Source organism: Clostridium sp., from assembly GCF_036569345.1.
GTDB lineage: Bacteria > Bacillota > Clostridia > Clostridiales > Clostridiaceae > Clostridium_AD.
On the sequence record NZ_DATCQT010000170.1, the window covers coordinates 1 to 22,427 of the forward strand.

The following is a 22,427-nucleotide window of genomic DNA, read 5'->3' on the forward strand; positions in this document are numbered from 1 at the left end:
AGTTCAAGTAGGCCAAACAGGAAAAACTGTAAGACCAACAGTATATATAGCTTGTGGTATTTCAGGAGCAATTCAGCATTTAGCTGGTATGCAAGATTCTGATTTTATAATAGCTATAAATAAAGATGCAACAGCACCTATAATGAAGGTTGCAGATATTGCAATAGCTGGAGATTATAGTAAGGTAATTCCAGAAATGATAGCTCAAATCAATACTTTAAAAAATAAATAATTTAATTTTTAATACTATTTAAAAATAAGGTTAAAATTTTTTAATAAAGTAATTTGATGTATAATTACATTAAATTGCTTTATTTTTTTTGAAATTATGGATTAATATACCAAATATTCATAAAAAAAGTACAAATTTTTTCATTAAATATATATAATACTGTAAATCTACTTTTCAAATCCATTAAAATAAACTAAAATAGTAATATTAGAGTACCCTTTTAGACACAATACATATGTGGGAGCTGATATTATAATGGATCTTAAAAAAGATGCTTATGAAATATTAAAAACGATTATAAATAATGATAGTGATGGCCTTCTCATTATAGATGAAAATTCAGTTATAACTATGATTAGCAAATCATATTCTGACTTTCTAGGAATGTCACAAGAAAATGCTATTGGAAAACATGTTACGGAAGTTATAGAAAATACAAGAATGCACATGGTAATTGAAACAAGGGAGCCAGAAACTGCTCAACTACAAAAAATAAAAGGAAGCTACATGATTGCAAGTAGGACTCCTATAATTAAAAATGGAAAATTAATTGGTGCATTTGGTAAGGTCTTATTCAGAAATGTAAAAGATCTAAGCAATCTTAATAATAAAATTAAAAACATGGAAAAGGAACTTCAAACATATAAAACTCATTTAACGCAGTTAAATGTTGCAAGTTATTCCTTTGATGACATTATAGGTTCAAGTGAAACAATCTCCGTTGCTAAATCTATAGGACGAAAGGCCGCTCAAACGCATTCTAATGTGCTTATACTTGGTGAGAGTGGTACTGGAAAGGAACTCTTTGCCCATGCGATACACTTAGCAAGTGAGCGTTCGTATGCACCATTTGTAAAAGTAAACTGTGGAGCTATTCCTTCTGGTTTATTAGAATCTGAGCTTTTCGGTTACGAAGGTGGTGCCTTTACAGGTGCTAAAAAAGAAGGTAAAATGGGTAAATTTGAATTAGCTAATGGTGGAACTATATTTTTAGATGAGATTGGAGATATGCCCCTTCATATGCAAGTAAAACTGTTAAGGGCAATTCAAGAAAAAGAAGTTGATAAGATCGGTTCAATTGGAAGTAAAAAAATTGATGTTAGAATAATTGCTGCTACTAATAAAAATCTTGAGAAATCTATGCACGATGGCAACTTTAGGCAAGATCTTTATTATAGATTAAATGTTGTAACTATTTATATTCCAGCTCTTCGGGAGCGAAAAGATGATATTTTACTTATTGCAAATCACCTTATTAAAAAGCTTTCTAAAGATCTAAATAAAAACGTAATTGGTATATCTAAAGATTCAGAATATTTTTTAAAAAATTATCATTGGGAAGGAAATATACGTGAACTTGAAAATATATTAGAAAGAGCTATTAATATAATAGAAGATAGTAATATTATATCAACTATAGATTTACCAAAAAAAATCACAGGTATAAAAGAAAAAATAATTATTAAAAGTCTTGAGGAAACTATGGCAGCATCAGAAAAGCAAGCTATTATAGATGCACTTAAATCTGCAGATGGAAATAAAACTAGAACTGCCAAAAATCTTGAAATTGGAAGAACAAGTTTATATGAAAAACTTTTAAAATATGATATACCTTTGTAATTGTAGGTATTTGTGAACAATATTTTAAACATTTAGAAATATTGTTGTAATTTTTGAACTAACTGTTAATGTTCTCAATATTCATGTTCTTTTTTCCGTACGATATTTTGTATTAAATATACAGAATACCGTATAAAAGCACGAAATTTTACCGATTATCTGTTTTTTTGCATTGTTTTGTTGGCATGATATTTGCTTGTTATATAAATAACAAGTTTCATTAATATAGGGAGGTAATAAAATGGGAAAAATTATATCTAGTGATGAAGCAATCGCTTTAATAAAAAATGGAGACACAGTTGCAATTGGGGGATTTTTGGGTTCCGCTCACCCTGAGGAATTGACCATAAAAATTAACGAATCTTTTCTAACAAAAGGAATCCCTAATGATTTAACTTTGGTATTCGCAGCTGGACAAGGCGACGGAAAAGAAAAAGGTTTAAATCATCTTGGTGAAGAAGGTTTAGTTTCAAAGGTAATAGGTGGTCACTGGGGACTCGCACCAAGACTTTCAAAATTAGCCCTAGAAAATAAAATTCAGGCTTATAATCTTCCTCAAGGAGTAGTATCTCACCTTTATAGAGATATTGCAGCAGGCAAACCTGGAACTATAACTCATGTTGGTTTAAAAACTTTTATAGATCCTAGAATTGAGGGTGGTAAGTTAAACGATATCACAAAAGAAGATATAGTTAAGGTAATTAAAATTGAAGACAAAGAATATTTGCTTTATAAAGCTTTTCCTATAAATGTTTCAATTATTAGAGCTACATATGCTGATGAGAGTGGAAATGCCACTATGGAAAGAGAAGCTGTAACACTTGATGGTTTATCTATGGCCCAAGCAGCTAAAAATTCTGGAGGAATCGTAATACTTCAAGTTGAAAAAATTGTAGCGAATGGTACTCTTGATCCAAGATTGGTTAAAATTCCTGGAATACTTGTAGATGCTATTGTAATTTCAAAACCTGAAAATCATATGCAAACTTTTGGTGAACAATTCAATCCATCTTATAATGGAGACATAAAAATGTCAGTAGATGGTCTTAAGCCGCTGAAACTTAATGAGAGAAAAGTAATAGCAAGAAGAGCAGCTATGGAACTTGTCCCTAATACATGTACTAACCTCGGTATAGGCGTTCCTGAAGGAATATCCATGGTAGCGAACGAAGAAGGCATTGGTAACGAGATGACACTTACTTTGGAATCAGGTGGAATTGGTGGAATTCCTGCTGGTGGCTTAAGCTTTGGTGCTGCAATAAATCCTGAAATCATACAAGATCAAAGTAGTCAATTTGATTTCTATGATGGAGGAGGTCTTGATGTAGCTTTCCTTGGTCTTGCTCAATGTGACGAAAAAGGAAATATTAATGTAAGTAAATTCGGACCTAAAATTGCAGGTTGTGGCGGTTTTATTAATATAACCCAGAACTCTAAAAAAGTTGTTTATTGTGGAACTTTTACAGCAGGTGGTTTAAAAGTTGAAGTAAAAGATGGAGAATTAAACATAATTAAAGAAGGTAAATCCAACAAATTTATTAAAACTGTTGAACAAATTACTTTTAGTGGTGAGTATGCTATGGATGTATCTCAACCAGTATTGTATATTACTGAAAGAGCAGTTTTTGAACTTACTAATAAAGGCCTAGTGCTTACCGAAATAGCTCCAGGAATGAATCTTGAAAAAGATATTTTAGCTCATATGGATTTCAAACCAATAGTTTCAAAAGACTTGAAGCTTATGGATAAAAGAATTTTTGAAGATAAAGTTATGGGATTGAAATTATAAATTTCATTCTTAATAATTTTAATTTGTAGATAACATGTTTGCATCTATGGGAGTTCTATAATAAGTAAAATTAAATATTATACCAATGATGCAAAATTTATGATCTTAATATGGTGGTATACTTTAATACACCATTAACAGATATCTTTAATAAAATAATAAGGAGGAATTATTAATGAAAGGTTTAACAATGAAACAACTAAACATAGGCGATAAAGACTCTTTTGAAAAAACTATAAGTGAATCTGATGTATATCTATATGCAGGAATAACTGGTGATTTAAATCCCGCTCATATAAACCAACGTCATGCAGAAACAACCATGTTTAAAGGAAGAATTGCACATGGTATGTTAACTGCTGGTTTGGTATCAGCAGTACTAGGAATGAAATTACCTGGACCAGGCACCATTTATCTAGGTCAAGAGCTTAAATTTACAGCTCCAGTTAGATTTGGAGATACAATAAAAGCTGAAGTTGAAGTTATTGAAAAGAAAGAAGAAAAAAACATCATGAAATTAAGCACAACATGTACTAATCAAGATGGAGTTGTTGTTCTTAAAGGTGTTGCAACCGTTATGCCTCCAAAATAACAAACAAATTTTTACAATATAACAGCTAAATTAAGAACGATATTCTTTAAATTAAGAATATCGTTCTTTTTTATGAACACATTGTTAATCTATCCCTTTTTATTGTTCAATTTTTAATACATATATTCATTTTTTAAATATTTATAGTTCATTAAACCGTACATAATTCTAAACTAAAAATACAAATTCATAGATAATAACAAATAAATTACAAAAATAGCCTGTTTAGAGGTGTTTTTAGGAGTTTTTTTTTTTGGCATAATGTTTGCTAGTTATAATTTTGAGAAACTTGATTAATATTTTTATAGGAGGCAAAAAAATGAAAAAAATTATGTCTAGTTCTGACGCGATTGCTTTAATCAAAAATGGTGACACTGTTGCAATTGGAGGATTTATCGGGTGCGGTCACCCCGAAGAATTAACCATAAAAATTAATGAGTGTTTTCTTGAAAAGGGAGTTCCTAATAAATTGACTTTGGTATATGCTGCAGGCCAAGGAGACTCGAAAGAAAAAGGCTTAAATCATCTTGGTGAAGAGGGTTTAGTTTCAAAAGTAATAGGCGGTCACTGGGGACTTGCACCAAGGCTTGCAAAACTAGCTATTGAAAACAAAATTCAGGCTTATAATCTTCCTCAAGGAGTAATTTCTCACCTATATCGTGATATTGCAGCAGGTAAACCAGGAACTATTACTCATGTTGGTTTAAAAACTTTTGTAGATCCTAGAATTGAGGGCGGTAAGTTAAACGATATCACAAAAGAAGATATTGTTAAATTAATTGAAATTGAAGGCAAAGAATACTTGCTTTACAAAGCTTTCCCTATAAATGTTTCAATTATCAGAGCTACATATGCTGATGAGAGTGGAAATGCTACTATGGAAAGAGAAGCTGTTACTTTGGATGGTCTAGCTATGGCACAAGCAGCTAAAAATTCTGGAGGAATAGTAATACTTCAGGTTGAAAAAGTTGTAGCTAATGGCACTCTTGATCCAAGAATGGTTAAAATTCCAGGAATACTTGTAGATGCTATTGTAATTGCAAAACCTGAAAATCATATGCAAACTTTTGCTGAATCATTCAATCCATCTTACAATGGCGAAATAAAAATGGTAGTAGATGGTCTTAAGGCTTTGAAACTTAATGAGAGAAAAGTAATTGCTAGAAGAGCTGCAATGGAGCTTGTTCCTAGTTCCGCTACTAACCTTGGAATAGGAGTACCTGAAGGAATAGCCATGGTAGCAAATGAAGAAGGTATTGGTAACGATATGATACTTACTTTGGAATCAGGCCCAATTGGTGGAATTCCTGCTGGCGGTTTAAGCTTTGGCGCTGCAATAAATCCTGAAATCATACAAGACCAAAGTAGTCAATTTGATTTTTATGATGGTGGAGGTCTTAATGTAGCTTTCCTTGGACTTGCTCAATGTGATGAAAAGGGTAATATTAATGTAAGTAAATTTGGACCTAAAATTGCAGGTTGTGGTGGTTTTATAAATATAACTCAGAACTCTAAAAAAGTTGTTTACTGTGGAACTTTTACAGCGGGGGGGTTAAAAGTTGAAATAAAAGATGGAAAACTAAATATAATTCAAGAAGGTAAATCTAATAAATTTATAAAGACTGTTGAGCAAATCACCTTTAGTGGTGAATATGCTGTTGATGTAGACCAACCAGTATTGTATATTACAGAAAGAGCAGTTTTCAGACTAACTAAAGATGGTGTTACTTTAGAAGAAATTGCACCAGGAGTTGATCTTGAAAAAGACATTTTAGCACATATGGATTTTAAACCAATAGTTTCAAAGAACTTGAAACTTATGGATGAAAGAATTTTCAACGAAAAATTAATGGGCTTGAAATTTTAAAAATATTTAATAACTATTAAATATTAAATAATCATAATTAATATATTTTTAATTATGATTATTTGTATCTATAAATGCCTCATAATAATCAAAAATTAAAGTTACCCTTAATGAACTTTTGTAAAATAAAAAGGAGGAATTATTAATGAAAGGTTTAACTATGAAAGAACTAAATATTGGGGACAAAGATTCATTTGAAAAAACTATAAGTGAATCTGATGTGTATCTTTATGCAGGGATAACCGGTGACTTAAATCCCGCTCATATAAATGAGCGTGAAGCAGCGACAACAATGTTCAAAGGAAGAATTGCACATGGAATGTTAACTGCCGGTTTAGTATCAGCAGTACTTGGCATGAAATTACCTGGAGCGGGAACGATCTATTTAGGACAAGAACTTAAATTCACAGCTCCAGTTAAATTTGGAGATACAATAAAAGCTGAAGTTGAAGTTATTGAAAAGAAGGAAGATAAAAATATTATAAAATTAAGTACAACATGTACTAATCAAGATGGAGTTATTGTTCTTAAGGGTGTAGCAACTGTTATGCCACCTAAATAATAATTTAACAAAGTTTTATAATATAATGGCTAACTCTAAAGAACGATATTCTTAAAATTGAGAATATCGTTCTTTTTTATAAACATTTTGTTAATATATGTTCTTATTTTGTTCCATTAAATAAACACTTAGTCATTATTTTTATATTTTCCGTTCTTGAATCCGTACATACTTCGATATTAAAAATACAAATTAGCTTATAAAGCCACAAATCAGCTTATAAAAACCCTACAATGACAATAATAATTTGTTTTTTTGTTGTTTTATGCCTTTTATTTTGGCATAATATTTGCTACTTATAGTTATGAGACACTTACTTAATATTTTTATAGGAGGTGAAAAACAAAAAAAGGTTTAAATTATCTTGGTGAAGAGGATTTAATTTCAAATCTAATAGAACGTCATGGGTACTTACAGCAAGACTTTCAAAATTAACTTTTGAGACAAAATTCAATCTAATAATCTTCCTAAGGAAGTAATCTCTCACCTTTATAGAGATATTACTGTAGTAAACCTTAAATTATAACTCATGTTGGTTTTAAAACTTTTGTAGATCCTAGAATTGATAGAGGTAATTTATACGATATACAGAAAGAACATATCGTTAAGATAATCGAAATCGAAGTCTAAGAAATATATATTTTGGTTGTATTGTCAGACTTCAGTTTGAAAACGTTGTCTCAAATGCCACTCTACATTGAAGAATTCAAACTTCTAAAGTACTTGTGGATACTATTGTAATTTCAAATCCTGAAAGGCATATGCATAAATATACAATCCATCATACTTGGAAAATAAAAATGGTAGTAAATAATCTTAAAAGTTTTGACCTAAATGAAAGATAAGTAATTACAAGAAAGACGAACAAGGAAATATTAATGTAAGTAAATTTATCTAAACACAGTCTTTGTAGTCATAATGTTATTAACTTAATTTTTAGTAAAATAATAAAATATAACTATATTAATGGAGGTTTTTTAAATGTTAGGAGTTATCGGAATTTTATTGGCCTTATGCCTATTAATGTTTATGGCATATAAAGGTTTCTCAGTTATTGTTTTCGCCCCTATTTTCGCAATCTTAGCTGCTATATTTTCTGGAATGGCTATTTTGCCAACGTATACAGAAATATTCTTACCCAATCTTGGTCATTATGTAACAATTTATTTTCCGTTCTTCCTTTTGGGAGCAATATTCGGAAAAACAATGGAACAATCTGGCGCTGCAAAATCCATCGCCAAGGCTATCGTAGAAAAATTAGGAAAAGAAAGAGCAATACTATCAGTAGTGTTATCAGCAGTTATCCTTACTTATGGTGGGGTAAGCCTTTTCGTTGTAGCATTTGCAGTTTACCCATTTGCTGCATCCATTTTTAAGGAAGCAGATATTCCAAAAAGACTTGTTCCAGGCACAATTGCACTTGGTGCTTTCACATTTACAATGGATTCTCTTCCTGGAACACCACAGATTCAAAACTCAATCCCAATGAAATTTTTTAATACAGATCTTTATGCCGCACCTGTTATGGGAATACTCGGAGCAATTATTATTATGACATGTGGTATCGCCTATTTAGAGTGGCGTAAGCGTACAGCTCAAGCAGCTGGAGAAGGATATGGTGAAAACCATACTAATGAACCTATTATGGTAGATGATGATAGTTTGCCAAATCCATTTTTATCAGCAATACCATTGATTGCAGTGCTAGTTGTCACACTTATTCTTCAAAAATTAGTTTTCCCACATTGGGATATTATGGCTTTAGTAACTAAGGAACCTTACAATATGTTGTCAACAGGCGTTGTAGGAACCATGAATAACTGGGCACTAATGATTTCACTTATCGTAGGAATTCTTCTTGCAATGTTAATTAATCCTAAACGTATGCAAGGCAATTTAGCTAAGGCTATAAATGCTGGTGCTATAGGATCACTGTTAGCTGTTTTAAATACAGCATCTGAAGTTGGTTTTGGTAATGTTATAAAAACACTTCCAGGATTTCAATCTATAGCACATGCTTTAACAAATATAAATCCTCATGGTAGTCCTCTATTGTCTGAAGCAGTTACAGTCAATGTTCTATCTGGTGTAACCGGATCAGCTTCAGGTGGAATGAGTATCGCTTTGGATACTTTTGGTAAGCACTACTTAGCTTGGGCAGCAAATACAGGTATAAGCCCTGAATTGCTTCATCGTGTTGCTGCTATGGCATCTGGTGGAATGGACACATTACCTCATAATGGAGCAGTTATTACACTACTCGGAATTGCAGGTTTAACACATAAACAAGCATATAAAGATATATTTGCAATTACACTCCTAAAGACAGGAACATGTTTCCTTTTAATTGGATTACAATCAATTTTTCATTTTGTTTAAATTCAAAAAAAATATTCTTATATCAAGATGGAGTTCTTATTCTTAAAAGTATTGAAACAGTTTAGAAAATTTTTTTCTATATAAACATGTAATTTAAAGAACGGTATTCTTAAACTTATGAATACCGTTCTTTTATTTGTACACAATGTTAATATGTGTATTTATTGTGTTCGTAAAAACTATCACTTTGGTATATTTTGTATTAATAATGTACGCAATTTAATACATATTTCTGTATATAATATGTAAAGTTGTATACGAAAACATATAAATTGCAATAATAGTCTATTTTTTTAGTATTTTTTTATATATTATTTTTGGCATAATATTTGCTAATTATTATTTTGCAACCGTAATTAAATACTAAGAGGAGGTAAATAAATTAAAAAAATAATATCTAGTTACGATGCAATTAGCTTAATTAAAAAATGAATACACCATTGTAGTGGGTGGATTTATAGATAATTCTGCTAGTAACCCTGGAACTATACCTCAGGTTTGTCTAATGACTTTGTGGATACTAGCGTTAAGGGTGGATAGTTAAACGGTTTCAAAAATATATTGTTAAAGTTATTGAAATTGATAGTGAAAAAAATTCTAATGGAATAATACTACTACAAGTCGAGAAAGTTTTAACTGCTATAGTGATTTCAAAATCAAAAAATCACATGCAGACTTTGCCAAAGAATATAATTCAATATTATTTGGCAAACTAAAAAGTATAAAAATTCTGTATTTTATAACATGATATATTAATATAATTTATTAAATGTGTAAATGTTTCAAAAAAGACAGGATAAAATTTAAATTAATGGAGGTTTTATAAATGTTAGGAGTTATCGGTATCTTATTAGCATTATGCCTATTAATGTTTATGGCATATAAGGGTTTCTCAGTAATTGTCTTTGCCCCTATTTTTGCACTTCTCGCTGCCATATTTTCTGGAATGGCTATTTTGCCAACATATACAGAAATATTCTTGCCGAACCTTGGTCATTATGTAACAATTTATTTTCCGTTCTTCCTATTGGGAGCAATATTCGGAAAAACAATGGAACAATCTGGCGCTGCAAAATCCATCGCCAAAGCTATCGTAGAAAAATTAGGAAAAGAAAGAGCAATGCTATCTGTAGTATTATCTGCAGCTATACTTACTTATGGTGGTGTAAGCCTTTTCGTAGTAGCATTTGCAGTGTACCCATTTGCTGCATCCATTTTTAAAGAAGCAGACATTCCAAAAAGACTTGTTCCAGGCACAATTGCACTTGGTGCTTTTACATTTACAATGGATTCTCTTCCTGGAACACCTCAAATTCAAAACTCAATCCCAATGAAATTTTTTAATACTGATCTTTATGCTGCACCTGTTATGGGCATACTCGGAGCAATTATTATTATGACATGTGGTATCGCCTATTTAGAATGGCGTAAGCGTACAGCTCAAGCAGCTGGAGAAGGATATGGTGAAAACCATACTAATGAACCTATTATGGTTGAAGATGATAGTTTACCAAATCCAATTTTATCAGCACTACCATTAATTTCAGTGCTAATTGTAACACTTATTCTTCAAAAATTAGTTTTCCCACATTGGGATATTATGGCTTTGGTAACTAAGGCACCTTACAATATGCTTTCAACAGGCGTTGTAGGAACCATGAATAACTGGGCACTTATGATCTCACTTATCGTAGGAATTCTTCTTGCAATGTTAATCAATCCTAAACGTATGCAAGGCAATTTAGCTAAGGCTATAAATGCTGGTGCTATAGGATCCCTTTTAGCTGTTTTAAATACAGCATCTGAAGTTGGTTTTGGTAATGTTATAAAAACACTACCAGGATTTCAATCAATAGCACATGCTTTAACAAATATTAATCCTCATGGTAGTCCACTATTATCTGAAGCAGTTACAGTAAATGTTTTAGCAGGTGTAACTGGGTCAGCTTCTGGTGGAATGAGTATCGCTTTGGATACTTTTGGTAAACACTACTTAGCTTGGGCAGCAAACACAGGTATAAGCCCTCAATTACTTCATCGTGTTGCTGCTATGGCATCTGGTGGAATGGACACATTACCTCATAATGGAGCAGTTATTACACTACTCGGAATTGCAGGCTTAACACATAAGCAAGCATATAAAGATATATTTGCAATTACAATCCTTAAAACATCAACATGTTTCCTTTTAATTGGATTGCAATCAATTTTCCATTTTGTTTAATTAATAAAGTTAAATATGTTTATAAAGAAAGGTATTCTTAAACCTTAAGAATACCTTTCTTTTTTTAATTAAATACTAATTATTTTAAAAAACGCTAATTATATTAAAAACTTTGTTCTTTTTACCCTATATTTAAATATACTGAATATGTAAAGTAATTAAATATATTTAATTACTTTTGTAAACGCTTAAAGCAGAAGGATCGATCATTATTCTGCCACTTCATTTTGTTAGCAATTATCATATTGTTTTTTTGAAATTGCTATTCTATTAGTATTTAACACAGAAAAGGAGGTTGGTTAGACGTTTTTACAAGAGATAATTTAGTTAACATAATATGAATTTAGAGTCAACCCGATTGTTGAAAATTATTGGTATTATTTCTTAATCATTATTGATATATAAAATCTAAATTAATGGAGGTTTTATAAATGCTAGGAGTTTTCGGGATCTTATTGGCCTTATGCCTATTAATGTTTATGGCATATAAGGGTTTCTCAGTAATTGTCTTTGCCCCTATTTTCGCACTGCTCGCTGCCATATTTTCTGGAATGGCTATTTTGCCAACGTATACAGAAATATTCTTACCGAACCTTGGTAAATATGTTACAATCTATTTTCCATTCTTCCTATTGGGAGCAATATTCGGAAAAACAATGGAGCAATCTGGCGCTGCAAAATCCATCGCCAAAGCTATCGTAGAAAAATTAGGAAAAGAAAGAGCAATACTATCTGTAGTATTATCAGCAGCTATCCTTACTTATGGCGGGGTAAGCCTTTTCGTTGTTGCATTCGCAGTGTACCCATTTGCAGCATCTATTTTTAAAGAAGCAGACATCCCAAAACGACTTGTTCCAGGCACAATTGCACTTGGTGCCTTTACATTTACAATGGATTCACTTCCTGGAACACCACAAATTCAAAACTCAATCCCAATGAAATTTTTTAATACTGATCTTTATGCCGCACCTGTAATGGGAATACTCGGAGCAATAATTATTATGGTAGGCGGTATTTCCTATTTAGAGTGGCGTAAGCGAAAAGCACAAGCAGCCGGAGAAGGATATGGCCAAAACCATACTAATGAACCTATTATGGTAGATGATGATAGTTTACCAAATGCATTTTTATCAGCATTACCACTTATCGCAGTGCTAGTTGTCACTCTTATTTTACAAAAATTAGTTTTCCCACATTGGGATATTATGTCTTGGGTAACTAAGAAACCTTACAATATGCTTTCAACCGGTGTTGTAGGAACCATGAATAACTGGGCACTCATGATTTCACTTATCGTAGGAATCCTTCTTGCCATGTTAATCAATCCTAAGCGTATGCAAGGCAATTTAGCTAAGGCTATCAACGCTGGTGCTATAGGGTCCCTCTTAGCCGTTCTTAATACAGCATCTGAAGTTGGTTTTGGTAATGTTATAAAAACACTTCCAGGATTTCAGTCCATAGCTCATGCTTTGACAAATATAAATCCTCATGGTAGCCCACTATTATCTGAAGCAGTTACAGTAAATGTTTTAGCAGGAGTAACTGGATCCGCTTCTGGTGGAATGAGTATCGCTTTGGATACTTTTGGTAAACACTACTTAGCTTGGGCAGCAAACACAGGTATAAGCCCTGAATTACTTCATCGTGTTGCTGCTATGGCATCTGGTGGAATGGACACATTACCCCACAATGGAGCTGTTATTACCCTACTCGGAATTGCAGGTTTAACACATAAACAGGCATATAAAGATATATTTGCAATCACTCTCCTAAAGACATCAACATGTTTTCTTCTAATTGGATTACAAGCAATTTTCCATTTTGTTTAATTTATGAAATTAAGTACAAAAGGCGCTAATCAAGATAGGATTGTTGTTCTTAAAGGTGTTATGACTGTGATGCACTATAAATAATAATTAGAGAGTTTTTCTAATTTAAATATTCAAAAAAAGAACGGTATTCTTAAACTTAAGAATACCGTTCTTTTTCAAACTAAATGCTAATATTCATATAAAAACTCAGCGTCATTGTATTGCTTCACCCTATTTTTTTTCTATATCTCTTTGCAGAAAATATGAAAGCACTTCAACACGCTCCTTTTGCTTAATTTCTAGTTCTTCAGGTGCCCAATTATAAAATCCTTTTCCACTTTTACACCCTAAGTTACCATCCTCAACTTTACTTTGCAATAACTTAGAAGGTTTTGCGTCATTACATAAATCTTTAAATAAATACGTGGATATATTATTAAAAATGTCTAATCCACCCAAATCTGCGCTACATAATGGCCCTGTAACAGGTAATCTCCTTCCATGTCCATATTCGATAGCTTTATCAACTTCTTCAGGTTTTGCCCATCCTTGTTCAACTATATACATAGCTTCGCGAAGAAGTGCAAGTTGCAAGCGGTTTCCTATAAACCCTAAACATTCCTTTTCCATTTTTACTGCTTTCTTACCAATAAATTCAATCCATTCCATAGTTATATCTATTGTATCTTTAGAAGTTTTTTTACCAGGAACAACTTCTACTAGAGGAATTAAATATGGTGGATTCCAAAAATGAGCAATAACTACTCTCTCTGGAGATTTTACATTTTTGGCTATATCTGTTGGGCTAAGTCCTGAAGTATTGGAAGCTAATATTATATTTTTTTCAGAAATTTCATCTAACTGTTTAAATATGCTCTGCTTAAGTTCCAAATCTTCAGCTAAAGACTCTATTATAAAGTCAGCGTCTTTAGCTGCTTCTTCAATGGTTTTAACTCCTTTTATCTTACTTAAGATTTCCGCACATTTACTCTCATCTAATTTCCCTTCTGCTTTTAAAAGATTTAAACTAGATTTTATACTGTTAAATCCTCTCTCCAAACTTGCATCAGATCTACCATACATAACAACGTTTAAGCCCGCTTTTGCAGATAACATTGCTATTCCATGTCCCATTGTTCCAGTACCTAAAACTGCTATATTTTTTATGTTCATTATTTATCATCCTTTCAATATAATAAATTATTATTTACATCTTAACTATAAACATGAAATTTCCTATCATGTTTACATCTGTTTATATGAAATCAGCTATTGTTACATTGCCTACATAATAATTATCATTTTGCATATTTATACTCCAATGGTTCTACTTAATACTTTCTAATAAAAACATTTACAAAGCTATATCAGTTATCACAACTGATATAACCTCTTCTAATGTCAATTAGAGAATTGCATAAATTAAATATCATTTATTATATTCTAAGTTGTATTCCTCTATTTTCTTATATAAACCTACCCTACTTATCCCTAATATTTTAGAAGTTTTATTTTTATTCCATTGATTTAATTTTAAGCAATTATAAATAACCTCTTTTTCAACATCTTTTAGAATACATTTTAAGGATTCATTCTCGGTATTGTATTGGCGTTTAAATTTATTTTCTATAAATTTTTCAGGAAGATGTTTTGGCTTTATAATTAAATCTGCATCTAAATAGTTAATAGCTCTTTCAATTACATTTTCTAATTCACGAATATTTCCAGGCCAATCATAATTAGTCAAACACACAATAGCTTCTTTAGATATACCTTCTGTATATATATCAAGTCTATTAGCCACCTTACTTCTTAGTGTATTTGCTATTTCTGGGATATCTTCCTTTCTTTCTCTTAGAGGTGGCAATACTACCCTTATTACATTAAGCCTATAATATAAATCTTCTCTAAAAGTACCATTTTTTACGCCATCCTCAAGGTTTTTATTTGTTGACGCAATAATTCTTACATCTATTTTCTTAATTACCGTCCCCCCTACACGTTCTATTTCTTTTTCTTGAAGCACTCTTAACAGCTTAACCTGCATGCTTAACGGCATGTCCCCTATTTCATCGAGCAATATAGTACCACCGTTTGCTATTTCAAACTTACCCATTTTGCCACTTTTTTTAGCTCCTGTAAATGCTCCTTCTTCATATCCAAACAGTTCTGATTCAATCAATTCTTGAGGAATAGCGGCACAGTTAATTTTTACAAATGGTAATAAGCACCTATCACTTGCATTATGAATAGCATTTGCAAATAGTTCTTTCCCCGTTCCGCTTTCTCCGATTAATAGGACATTTGAATTTGTATTTGCTGTACGCATCGCGATTTCTTTCGATAGTTTAGATTTTACAGAGCTACCAATAATATGTTCAAATGAATATTTAGCTTTACTTTCGTTATCAGATTCTATTTTATAGAATTCTAATTCCTTTTGTAGGTTATTTATTTTTTTGCTTAAGAAAAGGAAATCATGTATATCCTTAAAGGCTGCTTTTCCTACAGCTCCGACAACCTTTCCTTCCTCGGTTATTGGAATTCTCATTGCAATCACTTTATTACCCTTTATATCCTGGATATCCCCTATCTCCATTTTTCCTATTTCCAGAACCTTTGTCATTCTAGTGTTTTCTATTATTTCTTCCACATGTTTTCCCTCAGGATTTTCACAATTAAGGAACTCCTTATAAGCTTTACTCATCATAGTAATAATGCCTTTTCCATTCACTACAACTACCCATTCATTTGCTGTATTCATAATAGTATTCAAAATATCGATATAAAGTTTATTAGCATCCATTTCATTTTTCATACTTTTTATTATAGTTATATCTTGAAAAACTGCAAAAGCACCTAAAACATTACCGTTCCTAGTTATTGGAATTCGGTTTGTTTCAAACTCCCGCCCATTAGAAATAAAATTCTGTTTAACTTCACCTATTCCAGTTCTTAAAGTATTTATAAGATTAGTATGTGGCAATACTTTCTCTATAGGTTTTCCTAAAACGTTTTCACGACTGGTGCCAAGTAAATCTTCGGCAATTTTATTAATTAATACTATATTTCCATCATTACTAATAGCAATAACAGCCTCACTTATGTTATTTATTAAACTTGTAAACGTTTTGTTGAAAATCACAAATACCACTCCTAAATATAGATAATTATATTAATATACAAATTCTTATAATATTAACTTTATTATACTCTAGATATGTCTAAATTCAAATTAATATTATTATAGTAAAAACAAATTAGTCTCATAAAAAATCTATGAGACTAATTTGTTTTCTATTTAATACATATTAAGAAATTTATCTTTCAATTACTATTGCTGTTCCTTGCCCACCACCTATACATAATGTGGCTAACCCTTTTTTCGCATCCCTTTTGATCATTTCATGAATTAACGTTACTAATATTCTTCCTCCAGAACCTCCTAGAGCATGTCCGAGTGCTATTGCTCCACCATTAACATTCACCTTTTCCATATCCAAGTTTAAGTCTTTAGCAACAGCTAAGCTTTGTGCTGCAAATGCCTCATTTAACTCAATTAAGTCCATATCCTCTACCTTTAAGTTAGCCTTTTCCAATGCAGCTCTAGTTGAAACAACTGGACCATATCCCATAATTGCTGGGTCTAGTCCTTTAGATGCAAAAGAAACAATTTTTGCTAAAGGTTTAATTCCTAATTGCTTTGCTTTATCAGCACTCATTATTACAAATGCTGCTGCTCCATCATTTATTCCAGACGAATTTCCAGCAGTTACTGTTCCATCCTTTTTAAAAGCTGGTTTTAACTTAGTTAAGTTTTCTATGTGAGATCCAAATTTAGGATATTCATCTTGCTCAAAAATTATCGCATCTCCTTTTTTTTGTGGAATACTAATAGGGACTATTTCATCTTTAAATTTACCTTCTAAAATTGCTTTTTCTGTTTTAAGTTGAGAATTCAGAGAAAAGTTATCTTGCATTTCCCTAGTAATATTCCATCTCTGCGCTATATTCTCAGCAGTAACTCCCATATGATAATCAAGGAATGGATCTATAAGGGCATCTTTAAATATCGCATCTTTAATTTTTCCATCACCCATTCTCTGACCCCATCTATTTTCTGTCAAAAGGTACGGGGACATTGACATGTTTTCCATACCACCTGCAACAACAATGTCACTATCTCCTGATAAAATCATTTGATAAGCTAAAGATACGGCTCTTAATCCTGATCCACAGAGTTTATTAATCGTAAAAGATGGAACCTCATAAGGTATTCCTGCTTTTATAGCTGCTTGTCTACTAGGATTTGGTCCACCGTCTCCTTGGAGTACATTACCCATAACTACTTCATCAATAATTTCAGGTTTTATACCTGCTCTAATAATAGCCTCTTTAATTACTGCAGCTCCTAACTTAACCGCTGAAACATTTTTAAGACTCCCTCCAAAGGATCCTACTGCTGATCTTACCGCACTAACTATAACTACTTCTTTCATAACGATGCCTCCTAAATTAGTATGATGAATTTCTTTTATTTTGCGTATTCAAAAAAACCTTTTCCAGTCTTTCTACCAAGCAATTTTCCACTTACCATTTTTTTAAGCAGTGGATTTGGTCTGTACTTTGGATCACCAACATCTAGTGTAAACACTATCTTTGTTTTATTTGTATAATAAGCATATATCATACCAAGTATAATATAATATGTGATTATTTATTTAATCATTCCCAATCTAGCTTATTACTATATCGTAAGGCTCCATTTGTTATCCCCTACGTAATTGTACTTATAAATTATAGATAATAAAATTGTACATTATATTTACACTTTTTTTTGTTTTCTATCTAAACTAAATAGATTCCTTGAAAACAAATACTGTATATTTTATTTACATGTTATCATTTTTTAAAATAAAAGCATTGCTGTTAAATGCAGCAATGCTAATGGTCCTTATGTTAACAATTAAACTTACGTACTCACTGTATCATTATCAAAATATATCTGAAAGTTCAACTTGCAAGTCTTCTTTTTTATTTCTAATTGTATTACTAATAAATATATTTTCTTCATTAACTTTTCTTGTAGGAAGGTAAACTGTAAACGTACTTCCTTTTCCAATCTCACTTTCAACATGTATACTTCCCTGATGCAATTCAACAATTGCTTTAACCAAACTTAGGCCTATCCCTGTCCCTTCAGCATTTCTTGATAACGATTTGTTTACCTGCCTAAATCTATTAAATATCATATCTAATTCATTACGTTCAATACCTATGCCATTATCCCTTACCGAGATTTCAATTAATTCGTTTTTATCTTTAACATTAACAAAGATTTTATTTTCCTCATCAGAAAATTTAATTGCATTTGATATAAGATTTAATAAAATCCTCTCTATCTTTTCTGGATCACAAGCAATAATTTTTTCTTCTATATCTGTATCAAAAATTATATCTAAACCCTTAACATCAGTGTATGCTGCAACTGAATTCACTATTTCCTCTACAATTTCCACTATGTTGTAGTTTGATAAGTTAAGTTCAAAAAATCCTGCTTCAATTTTTGATAAATCCACTATGTTATTAATGAGTTTAGATAATCTATAACAATTTTGCATCATTGAGTTAATGTATTTAAAGATAGATTCCTTATTTTTATCTAAGGATCCATTCTTACAATACATATTAAATAATTGTATTGTTGAATATATCACATTCAATGGCGTTTTAAGTTCATGAGATATATTAGCTAAAAATTCTTCTTGAGACTCCAATGCTTTTTCCATTATTTTATTAGATTTTATTTCAGTTGTAATATCGATTATTAGCATAAGTATTTCTTGTATTTCTCCATTTAGTTCAAACACTGGCTCAAATATAACATTCCAATATATCTCATCCCCATTAATTAGATGAATTTTTTTATTTATATACTTTATTTTCTTCTCTGTAATAACTTCATTAATTTTCTGCAAGTATTCATCATCTAAAAAGTTCGTAATTATATCTGAAATTTTAGTATCCCTTATTTGCTTTGCTGATTCTATATGTGGCATAAATTTTTTTATAATATTTAGTGCCCTTTGGTTTATTTGTAAAATCTTTAAATCTGGCGAAGATAGGCTTATTACAGGCAATTCAAGATTATATATAAGTCTATCCAAAAATTCATTTCTACTTTCTACAATTTCTATTATTGCTTCTAATTCTTTTTTCTGTTCTTCAATTTTCTTAGTTTTACTAAGCATGATTTGGTTCATTATATTAAGTTTGTCATTTTGATTTCTTAACAATAATTCACGTTCGATTGCATCAACTACAGTAGTTAATGTCAGTAAGAAAAATGGATTGTGAAGTATTACGGAAGTCATAATACATATACTCCCTAGTATATTATTAATATCTGTATAATGAAATGGAACTCCATAGCAAGCACTATTATGTAAAAATGTATGAAAATGGTTAGTGCCAATTAACTGTACTGGATGATTTTGTTTTAGTGTTAAACTAACAACATTTGTACCCATGTCATCTTCGCTAAATTGAATACCAGTCCTAATTCCTAATTTAGTCATAGTCGATTTTATTGTTTCATCACCTAGAGTATCCAATAAATAACCGTTTTCGTCTGAAATAACAATTATTATAGGAGTACCTTCTAATGATTTTATTATTTTTTCACTAAAGAATTTTACAACCTCTAAGATGTCCTTATAAGTTTCTTTCTTTTCTGTAAGTTTTAGCTCTGACATAATATTTTTAGGTGACTTAGATTCATTAGGATTCATACCTAATTCGAAGCACCTTTTTTTAGATTCTATAATATAAGTTGGCTCTTGCTGATAATCTTGCTGCAGCATATGTTGCATTCCTCCTATGAATCTGAAAGTAGGTATATGTTCGTTTTATAATTAATACTATAATAATTATACCTTTTACTTTTTATTATAATAATTATACCCTATATTTCTATATTAATTCGCAAACTTTGTCAATTTTTATATAAAATTGTAATTAAATTTTAACATATCTCTCTTTCAGAGACAATACATTGATTTATATTAAATACAATAAAACCCTAGACTAAATAATTAGTCTAGGGTTATTAAAAGTTCATTTGTACCTTTTTTTATGGCTAATGAACTTCCTTTTATAATTTCATTTCCCCCATTCGTTATAAAATCTTATTTTATTGGTTAAGGTTTTCTGAAAGCTGTAAAAGTTTTAAAGATAATTCATTTAATTTTCCACTATTAATAGCTATTTGCTCCGCTTGCATAGATTGTTGCTCAGTTGTAGCCGTATATTCATTAATAAAGATAATAAGATTATTTATGTCTTCTTTTATCTTAGTTAAAGTTCCATTTATTTGATTAGCTGAGTCTTTACTGTTGGATGCAAGTTTTCTGATCTCTCCTGACACTACGGAGAAAGTTCTTCCATGTTCACCTGCTCTCGCAGCCTCAATAGCAGCATTAAGGCCTAGTAGATTAGTTGTATCTGAAATTGTTTTAATATATTTAAGTACCCCATCCATATTTGCAATACCCACTTTAGTACCATCAACTAAGCGGCTAACATTTTGAGTGTTGGCAAACATCTCTTCAGTAGAACTTGCTAATTCCTGAGAAGATGCTGCTAACTCTTGTGAAAAATTACTAAGCTCATTAGCCATCTCTATTACTGTGCTTTCTTTTTCTAATGAGACTGCATAGGTTAAAGTACCCACTGCATTTCCTGTATTATCATTAACTAAAGGTACGCTATAAACTCTAATTGGAAAACCATATACTTCCTTTGGGTATTTTGCCTCTTGTTTTTGTTTAGTTCTTGCAGCCCTTGCTGCAGCGCTATTTTCAAGCAGATTCACACCTACTTTAACATTTAGCTCAAAAGTTTTAGCCGGATGTATTAATACATATTTCTCTTTATCTGTAAGAAAAATTGTATTATCAGAAATAAAAAGGTCAGGTAATATATTGAATATAGTTTTAAATATAGAAAAATATTCTTCATCTTCTACAATCATTTTAACTTCTCCTTTTTCCTAAAATATTATTAATTGGCTTTATAACTTTAGAAATATATTATTATAAAAAAATAGTTAAATATGTATTATATTAATAATATACCATAAAATAAGGAAAATGAAAACAGTATTGGAATTCTAAAAATAGAAAACGCCATGTATTAGTTATTACAACTAGTACATGGCGTTTTCTCTCTTTTTTCACTTCAAAATAAGTAATAATTTTATGTAACTGGCTCGCCGTAAATTGGGATTGCTCTTGTCCAACCCTTCATTTTTCCATACTTCAGATATTTATCGTAATACTCTAACTCCGAATCAAGGATACCGGTCCATAACTTACGCAATTCCTCGTTCCTAATTGTCTCAATAATTGCTCTGAGATGAGCATCTAAGGATGATAATTGCCAGCTTAAAATAATTCGGTACATAAACTTATCCGTGATCATTTCAGGATCTATTGGTGTCTTTACTGGCAGTGCCGATCTGTTAGGTAACGGTATATTAAGCTTTAGTGCTAAATCCTCTAGCTTTTTAACCTGCTTGTTATAAATATATAACCCATGTTGAAGTATTACCTTAAACTCAGTATCATGAGCAAAACCCCCGAATATACCTATGAGTTCAATTTGTTCATATCTCATAACAATATGATCCCAAATATGAAATGCTTCTGACGTGGAAAGCGCTTCTTTTTCTTGTAGAATAGCTGTCTTATATGTAGGATACGTCTCCTCCCAGCCCTTTAATTTACCAAACTTATAAAGGGTATCAAAATCCTGAAAATGAGTTTTTAAATCTTGTATGATAATACTTCTTAAATTATCATTCGTACTAGTTGAGCGAACTGCATGGCTAAGAGACATCAACTGCGCTACAAGGTCATGGTATATCTTTTTATAGATATAATCATCTGTTATATCATTAAGACGGGTTGCAAACTTAACGTCCACCGGAGGTCTGTTTGGCATTATGATACGAAATTTTTCACCTAATTTCTCTAAATTATTTATTCGATTTTCAAAATTTTTCTGAAATCCATTTAGGACTACTTCCCAACCTATGTCATGAACAAAGTTCTTAAATAATTGAACTGTTTGAGTACTAACATATCTTGCTCTTAGAAGACTATATATATTATATGCCTCCTGGATATCTATAACGTCTTCTCTCTTTTTAACTTTCTTTATTAATGAAACTATATCCAATCTTTCACCCCTCAATTGTAAATATTGTTATTATTATGTGTAGAATAACTTTTATATATACAATTAGGGATAAAATACTTAGGGGCATGAAAATAAATAACCAGTCAAAGT

General features: G+C 31.1%; 16 protein-coding genes. 9 read left to right on the top strand and 7 right to left on the bottom strand.

Translation table 11 applies throughout. The annotated features are described in order from the left end of the window. The 9 genes from VIM70_RS16995 to VIM70_RS17035 form a co-directional block, all read left to right on the top strand. The coding region (locus tag VIM70_RS16995) for an electron transfer flavoprotein subunit alpha/FixB family protein (RefSeq protein WP_331946658.1) at positions 1–232 on the top strand (232 nt) is incomplete at its 5' end. A gap of 255 nt (positions 233–487) precedes the next feature. Then, positions 488–1,852 (top strand): sigma-54 interaction domain-containing protein, encoded by a 1,365-nt coding sequence (locus VIM70_RS17000; protein WP_331946970.1) that lies wholly within the window; start codon positions 488–490, stop codon positions 1,850–1,852. Between the two features lie 241 nt (positions 1,853–2,093). Beyond that, positions 2,094–3,641 (top strand): acyl CoA:acetate/3-ketoacid CoA transferase, encoded by a 1,548-nt coding sequence (locus tag VIM70_RS17005; RefSeq protein ID WP_331946971.1) that lies wholly within the window; start codon positions 2,094–2,096, stop codon positions 3,639–3,641. 175 nt (positions 3,642–3,816) lie between these two features. Then, positions 3,817–4,233: a MaoC family dehydratase gene (locus VIM70_RS17010; RefSeq protein WP_331946972.1), complete on the top strand. Its 417-nt coding sequence runs from the start codon at positions 3,817–3,819 to the stop codon at positions 4,231–4,233. 319 nt (positions 4,234–4,552) lie between these two features. Beyond that, entirely contained in the window at positions 4,553–6,100 is a 1,548-nt protein-coding gene (locus VIM70_RS17015) for an acyl CoA:acetate/3-ketoacid CoA transferase (RefSeq protein WP_331946973.1), read from the top strand. A gap of 145 nt (positions 6,101–6,245) precedes the next feature. After that, positions 6,246–6,662, top strand: coding sequence for a MaoC family dehydratase (locus tag VIM70_RS17020; protein ID WP_331946974.1), 417 nt, complete (start codon positions 6,246–6,248; stop codon positions 6,660–6,662). Positions 6,663–7,643: 981 nt separating this feature from the next. Then, positions 7,644–9,041, top strand: coding sequence for a GntP family permease (locus VIM70_RS17025; RefSeq protein ID WP_331946975.1), 1,398 nt, complete (start codon positions 7,644–7,646; stop codon positions 9,039–9,041). Between the two features lie 826 nt (positions 9,042–9,867). Further along, positions 9,868–11,265, top strand: a complete 1,398-nt coding sequence (locus VIM70_RS17030; RefSeq protein WP_331946976.1) for a GntP family permease — start codon at positions 9,868–9,870, stop codon at positions 11,263–11,265. A 431-nt stretch (positions 11,266–11,696) separates the two neighbouring features. Continuing rightward, positions 11,697–13,094: a GntP family permease gene (locus tag VIM70_RS17035; protein WP_331946977.1), complete on the top strand. Its 1,398-nt coding sequence runs from the start codon at positions 11,697–11,699 to the stop codon at positions 13,092–13,094. 213 nt (positions 13,095–13,307) lie between these two features. Here VIM70_RS17035 and VIM70_RS17040 read toward each other — a convergent pair whose 3' ends face one another. From VIM70_RS17040 to VIM70_RS17070, 7 genes are all read right to left on the bottom strand, one after another. Then, positions 13,308–14,249 (bottom strand): 3-hydroxyacyl-CoA dehydrogenase family protein, encoded by a 942-nt coding sequence (locus tag VIM70_RS17040; protein WP_331946978.1) that lies wholly within the window; start codon positions 14,247–14,249, stop codon positions 13,308–13,310. Between the two features lie 256 nt (positions 14,250–14,505). Further along, the gene (locus VIM70_RS17045) at positions 14,506–16,221 is read right to left on the bottom strand and encodes a sigma 54-interacting transcriptional regulator (protein ID WP_331946979.1); all 1,716 of its coding nucleotides are present in this window, start codon (positions 16,219–16,221) and stop codon (positions 14,506–14,508) included. A 175-nt stretch (positions 16,222–16,396) separates the two neighbouring features. Continuing rightward, positions 16,397–17,575: an acetyl-CoA C-acetyltransferase gene (locus VIM70_RS17050; protein WP_331946980.1), complete on the bottom strand. Its 1,179-nt coding sequence runs from the start codon at positions 17,573–17,575 to the stop codon at positions 16,397–16,399. 35 nt (positions 17,576–17,610) lie between these two features. Next, the gene (locus VIM70_RS17055) at positions 17,611–17,730 is read right to left on the bottom strand and encodes a 3-hydroxyacyl-CoA dehydrogenase family protein (protein WP_331947031.1); all 120 of its coding nucleotides are present in this window, start codon (positions 17,728–17,730) and stop codon (positions 17,611–17,613) included. Between the two features lie 340 nt (positions 17,731–18,070). Continuing rightward, the gene (locus VIM70_RS17060; RefSeq protein WP_331946981.1) at positions 18,071–19,939 is read right to left on the bottom strand and encodes an ATP-binding protein; all 1,869 of its coding nucleotides are present in this window, start codon (positions 19,937–19,939) and stop codon (positions 18,071–18,073) included. 329 nt (positions 19,940–20,268) lie between these two features. Continuing rightward, complete coding sequence (locus VIM70_RS17065; protein WP_331946982.1) at positions 20,269–21,108, bottom strand: methyl-accepting chemotaxis protein; 840 nt, start codon at positions 21,106–21,108, stop codon at positions 20,269–20,271. A 224-nt stretch (positions 21,109–21,332) separates the two neighbouring features. Next, entirely contained in the window at positions 21,333–22,316 is a 984-nt protein-coding gene (locus VIM70_RS17070; protein WP_331946983.1) for a DUF3231 family protein, read from the bottom strand. Positions 22,317–22,427 lie beyond the last annotated feature (111 nt).